Origin of the sequence: Shewanella inventionis (assembly GCF_014641855.1) — a bacterium.
Classification (GTDB): Bacteria; Pseudomonadota; Gammaproteobacteria; order Enterobacterales; family Shewanellaceae; genus Shewanella; species Shewanella inventionis.
On the sequence record NZ_BMII01000076.1, the window covers coordinates 1 to 6,018 of the forward strand.

Sequence of the window (6,018 nt, forward strand, 5' to 3'; positions counted from 1 at the left end):
TAACTCAACACCTTACGATGCAAAGCCCATGACTCGGGGTCTTGGCTGCCTGCTAGGCACTACCAAGCAGAGGACTTTCACCTCCAATCTTCTACCGATTTATCTCGGCGCACTGGGTGGCCATGTTATTGTTAAAACCTTCGGGTAACTACAACGAGAGGTTTGAAATCAAGTGAGAATAACTCTCAAATGTTACTACACCTTTTTATTTAGTTCCTAGTTTCAATAGTTTTATTTTGACCTTCGAATTCGAAAGTTATCGGTGATACTTTTTCAGAATCAATACTCAGGCCACCTAAATTTAGCTCAAATTTTTTCAACGGATTTATTTGAGGAGTATCATATTCAATTTTCAGACAGGCGTAGTCATTTCCCATCAGCTTTATAGCATCAACTTTATGACTAACCACTTTATTGCAAGTGCCATCCAAAATAAGAATATTTACGTAGTCTATTTTATTTATTTGAACTGACTTTCCTTCATAAAGTAAGTTAACAAAAGCTGAATTCCAAAACGAATTACCTCCAACTTTCGATCTAACCGCCACATAAAAAGACTGATTTTTGTTTTCTGTATTTGTTGAAAAGCTCTCCTGATCTATAGTTAGTAAAACTTTACTAGTTCTATTAATAACTAAATCATTATCAGGTTTAATAAATATATCAAAATTATCAGTTCGTAAAGGCCAAGTTTCAATAGCTACACTATTAACTTTGGGAATACTCCTGATGATATCTGAACTAACTGAGCAACCAATAATTGAAATAGAGAATACAATCAAACCTGCCAACACTATTCGTTTAATAGCCATCTCTTATGCCTCGATAGTAATATTTATAACTATTCACACCTAATCCAACATAATTCAGTCCATTAATTGGAACTATTGTCATTTGGTTTGTTAGAAATTGACCAGCAGTACCTAAATAACTTACATCGGATGACCAGAATCCATGCCTGGTAACTTGCCAATTGAGCCTGTTAACCAACCATTTTCATTAATCATACCAGGTGCTTTAGAAGTTACATTACCTATACCTACATGATTATAGCCATTTCCTCCTAAGCCAGAGGTCGCATCACAAATATCAAGACATGGGTTCCATACCTCATCACCTAAATAGTCATCAGCATTAACTTTTACTAAATGTCCCTTATCTCCATTTTTATATGTAGGTTTTTGAGTTGTAAACTTTTCAACACCGATACTAACTGCTTGAGCTATAGCTGCTAACTTAGCACCTCTGCTGCAAGAACCGCCAGACGCTTTACCAGCTCCACACCCACCAAGCGCTGACACAGCGATCCTTTGTGCAGCATCTCCCCAGCCACCAACACTGCCAAGAAAAGAAAACGATGCCACCCATTTTTTGAACAAATAACATAACTCGTTTTCATGGCTTTGGCGAGGGTTACGAACGATGTGATCAACTCATCAATCTTTATCGATACAGCTAAAATATTATCGTTAAATGAGTGGTTTATTCATCATTTGCAGAATTCAACACAGCAGAGGACCTTGATATCAATCAAGTATAAGGTGAATTGTAATTTGATTGGGGATGATGACTTAAGCGCACAGCCAGCGCTGACAATTTGCAGCGCCTTGTCGTCGTTTTCGCTCTAAATGCTCACAATATTCAGTTAATGCGGGTAATGCTCCGACAGCACCTTTAAATAATGTACCAAATTCAGTGGTGATTTTAAGCCAATTCTCTGCTGGGATGTTGAGTCTATTCAGTATGTCCTGACTGCTTGAACTAATGGCACCACGCTTATCTTCTCGAATTATCCGACCGGTATCTTCAACCAGTACAATGTAGTCTTTCACGCTGAACATGAGCCCGTTAGGCATATTGAGTCTTTCATTACCCACAAACGGTAATAGCTCTGGTGGTTGCTCGCCTTTTATTGCTGAATTTATTCGGCGCTGAATACTGGTGTAATCCGAGGTTTCAGGGGTTGCAGCCATTTTGGCTCTGACAGGGTTTAAATCGACATAAGCCATACAGGCTAAAACTGCGGCTTCATCAAGTAGTGCTTGAGATTTAAACCTGCCTTCCCAGAATCTTCCGGTACATTTATCTTCTTTGTTGGCCATTCTAGCTATAGGCTCACTGAGTGAGCGCATAAACCAACTGATATCAATTAAGCGTTTACGGTATTCAGTAATGCATTCATTAACCGTTTGAAGCTCAAACTGGTTAAGGTCTTCTTCTTTTAGGTATTTGTGCGTAAGCAACGTGCCCTTAAAGCCTTTGTGCCATTGAATGAGCACTTCTTTATCTGACCACTGTTTTACTTTGTCAGCATCAACCTTTAACACCACATGTAAGTGATTACTCATCACGGCATAAGCACAGATATCAATAGCAAAAATGGTCGCTAACTCAAGAATGCGTGAATCAACCCACTCGCGCCGATGCTCAAAGTTTTCACCAGTAGATTTATCGATTCCACAAAGAAATGCCTTACGCACCACACGCGAACAGCAGTGGTAGTAAGGTGTATCTTCTAGACTAACGATAGTTTGTCTTGGTCTGGCCATCTTCTATTACCATTTGAAAAGGGTAATAAAGCCTAGTTCAGTGTTGAATATTTAGCCAGTTAGAATGGGTGGCCATGTTATTCGGGTGTAGCCAGTTAGAATGGGTGGCCATGTTATTCGGGTGGCCATGTTATTCGTAGAAGAGTCAGGCCAAAAGCCTTAGGTGAGCAGAGTATTGTCTTGACTCACAGGGAGCGTCCATATATGGCACTTATTCCCTTTTTATTTTTTACAATAAGCTTTTGATAATTTCATCTCCTAAATTTCTTCCTGTTTTAGCGTAGTAGATGAATAGAACTCCAAAAGCAAGGGAGCTAATAATTTCAATTATCAAAGTCATATAGGTAGTAAAAAACAAAATACTTAAAAGAGGCCCTAATATAATAAAAAGCCCTCCGATTAATGCTGCTAAAATTCTCATAAAATTACCCTCCACTATTTATACAATCTACAGTACAGTATCCACGCGCTCCCCAAACAAAACCTTTTGCACCAGCGCCTGCTACGGCAGAAATCCCCGTTACATATTGAAATTGTTTTATAGTTTTTAATTGCCTAGTACCTGCTTCAAACTGTTTTTTCCCCCCATAGGTATTTCTATTTGCGATTGCAGGGGACTTTTTTTGAATATATTTTGCGTATTGATTAGCAGCCAGTCCAGCCAACCCCTGCTCAGCTACAATTTGCGCATCATAATATAAGTCGCCATAGTATTTATCAATACAAGTTGCTCGACACATTTTTGCAGCCTCACCTGTGAAATTATTTTCCATCCAATCCCAATTTGAAGCCAATAAGCCCTCTCCACTAGCCAACATAGCTTGATCTGCGGCTAACTCAGCTTGGAAGTATGCTTCTTCTCTAGCATCCCATGCTGCACTACCTTCTTTAGGTGGGCTTGTCCAATCCTGCCTCAAAGCAGCAGAAAAAGCAGCACTCATTGCACCATTAGCAAATTTACCTCCTGTAACTTTTGAAATTGTTCCACCAATAATCCCAGATATAACAACATTCGCATAAGGGTTATCAGTAATACTATCTCCGCCTACGGCACTATTTAATCCGGCAGCCCAAAAGCCATGTCCAAAATTCCCACCGGATGCATAAGATATACTTCCACCGACAGCACCATCTAACACAAAGTTACCTATAGAACTTCCCGTATCGGCAGCAGGCAGTGATGCTGACACATAAGATATAAAGGCTGCTTTCAACGAACCTGTCGAACTATTACCCATTGCCCTATTAAACTCATATGTCCAAGCAGCTGCCCCCAAAGGACCACCAACATAAGTTGCAACAGCAGTTCCAACCATATTAACCAATTGTGCACCAAATATCTTTGTTGCACCCTTAATTAATGATCTGCCAATTTTTTTAAATGGATTAAAACTGAAATAACCACTCGGATCTGTCATCGACATAGGGTTGTTCAGCACGTAACTATAACGGTTATACGATTGGCTATTCAACGGCGCCTGAACGAAGGGATCAGCTTGTAAGAACCTACCTAAGGTTGGATCGTAGATCCGACCGTTCATATGAATAATATCTAAGTCTTTTATATGTTTATGGCCTGTATATCCTCTGTCCGTTGGCTCGCTGTAGGTATAATTTGATAATAAACTTGCCAAATAGACAGCGGTACGTTTACCCCAAGGGTCGTAAATCGCTTGCGATACCACTGCGCCACTGGCATTGGTTGTAGCGATGACTGAGCCTTGATGGTCTTTGTGTAGATAAAAAGTATCACTTGAACCATTGCTTCGTTGGGTATAGACAATATCGCCAACATAAAACTTATGCTCGGTTAATGTACCTGCGCCACCCGTACGATATACCTTTTCATAATTGCCTAAATAGGTTGTCTGATAAGTAACATTTTTACCATTTTCGACATACGTATCAGATTTATAAATAAGCTCACGTTCAGGCCCATATTTCATGGTAGAACTGCTGCCAGCCTTGGTGATTAATGTTGGCTTGTCGTAACTGCCATAATTAAAGGTACGAGTACCATCTGTTTTACTATTGCCGTTGGCATCATAGAAAAACTTATACAATTGCGCTCCAGAGGCTGATTTGACCTCATTAATCTGGTGCGGTTTAGTTGCATAGTAGGTGTAATTGCCCACACCCGTTTTAAATTTAATATTACCCCAGTCATCATAATTGAAATCTTGATACGTTTTAAAATTTGTTGGCAAGATACCACTACCAGTCGCAATACTAATTGTCCTGTCTTCTAAACGGTTTGTCAGGTAGTCATAGCCATACGTTTCTGTAAAGTCGGTAATGCTTCCAGGGGTTGAACCAAATTTAGTCCAGCGACTGGTTACGTTGCCTATATCATCATGCACGACATCAGTGTAAGCAAGCTGAGTACTACCCTTTTTAACGTCAATACTTGATAACCAGCCAGTGTCATCTTCAAACATCGCAGTGGTAGTCACATTGTTACCGTAAGTGACTTCGTCGACTTGATTTCGCGCGGTCATCGAGTCAACATGTTTTAATAACGCGCTCGTTATATTATTACGTACTTCAGATAGATAACCAGACGTTGTGTAGTAATTCTTAACTGAAAACGCCGCAGTACCTGCAGGGTAAGTGGTAACACTTGGGCGGCTGTAGCTATCGTAAGTTTGGCTTTGCGTGAACGTATTCCCCTCTATTAAGGTTGTTGTCGTTTTAACTAAGCCATCTGGATAATAAGTAAAACTATTTTTATAGGTTGGATTGCCACTAGCACACGTTGCAACTGCTGCATCAAATTTTTCGACTGAAAGCAGTCTGCCTTTATCGGTCGCTGTACCATAATTCCAACAAAGCGTGCCTTCTGATGGCTCATAGCTTTTTATTTTGCGTCCAAGTAAATCATATGAAAAAGTGAAGGTATGGCCTCTAGCGGTCTCCTGGGTCATTAACTCACCAAAAGCATTATAGGTGTATTTCCATAGACCTTTTGACGGGTCATTGGTGGAGAGTTTCCTGCCCCAGTCATCATAAGTCACGGTGACAATGTAATTACTGCCTTCTCCGGTTGTGTCTGTAGTCACAACATTGCCTTGAGCATCATAAGTAAAAGACACTGTATTACCGATTGCATCTTCAGTATAAGCCGTTTCACCAAAACCATTTTGATATACGCTTGTCGTTATACCGACTTCATTAGTGGTTCGACTTTCAAAGCCAAATAACTCATTTGTGACTGTTGTGCCATTGGGCTTTGTAACGGTATTAGGTCGATTTAATTCATCGTATTCAAAAAGTGTAAAGTCAGTTGAGTTTGGCTCATACACCATTTTTTCTCGGCCTTGCTCATCGTACTCTTTGATGACTTTGTTCCAGCCACCGCTAAAGCTTGTGGTTTGAGCGATAACCTCGCGCCCCCATTTATCAAAATACACTTCCTGGGTGGGATTTCCGGTTACCGTTGTTCTAACGTAATAATAGGCATTACTAGAAC

At 40.1% G+C, this 6,018-nt stretch carries 5 protein-coding genes; all 5 read right to left on the reverse strand.

All coding sequences use genetic code 11. The annotated features are described in order from the left end of the window. Positions 1–209: 209 nt before the first annotated feature. Positions 210–812, reverse strand: a complete 603-nt coding sequence (locus IEW93_RS21415; RefSeq protein ID WP_188741233.1) for a hypothetical protein — start codon at positions 810–812, stop codon at positions 210–212. 120 nt (positions 813–932) lie between these two features. Then, complete coding sequence (locus IEW93_RS21420) at positions 933–1,379, reverse strand: hypothetical protein (protein WP_188741234.1); 447 nt, start codon at positions 1,377–1,379, stop codon at positions 933–935. Between the two features lie 192 nt (positions 1,380–1,571). Beyond that, positions 1,572–2,549, reverse strand: a complete 978-nt coding sequence (locus IEW93_RS21425; protein WP_188741235.1) for a transposase — start codon at positions 2,547–2,549, stop codon at positions 1,572–1,574. A gap of 229 nt (positions 2,550–2,778) precedes the next feature. Then, on the reverse strand, positions 2,779–2,970 hold the full coding sequence (locus IEW93_RS21430) for a hypothetical protein (protein ID WP_188741236.1): 192 nt from the start codon (positions 2,968–2,970) through the stop codon (positions 2,779–2,781). Positions 2,971–2,974: 4 nt separating this feature from the next. Further along, the gene (locus tag IEW93_RS21435) at positions 2,975–5,854 is read right to left on the reverse strand and encodes an RHS repeat-associated core domain-containing protein (RefSeq protein WP_188741237.1); all 2,880 of its coding nucleotides are present in this window, start codon (positions 5,852–5,854) and stop codon (positions 2,975–2,977) included. Positions 5,855–6,018 lie beyond the last annotated feature (164 nt).

Coding starts and splice junctions, on each gene's coding strand:
- IEW93_RS21430 (WP_188741236.1), bottom strand. CDS start 2,970: ATGAGAATTTTAGCAGCATTAATCGGAGGGCTTTTTATTATATTAGGG.
- IEW93_RS21425 (WP_188741235.1), bottom strand. CDS start 2,549: ATGGCCAGACCAAGACAAACTATCGTTAGTCTAGAAGATACACCTTAC.
- IEW93_RS21415 (WP_188741233.1), bottom strand. CDS start 812: ATGGCTATTAAACGAATAGTGTTGGCAGGTTTGATTGTATTCTCTATT.
- IEW93_RS21435 (WP_188741237.1), bottom strand. CDS start 5,854: ATGGTGTATGAGCCAAACTCAACTGACTTTACACTTTTTGAATACGAT.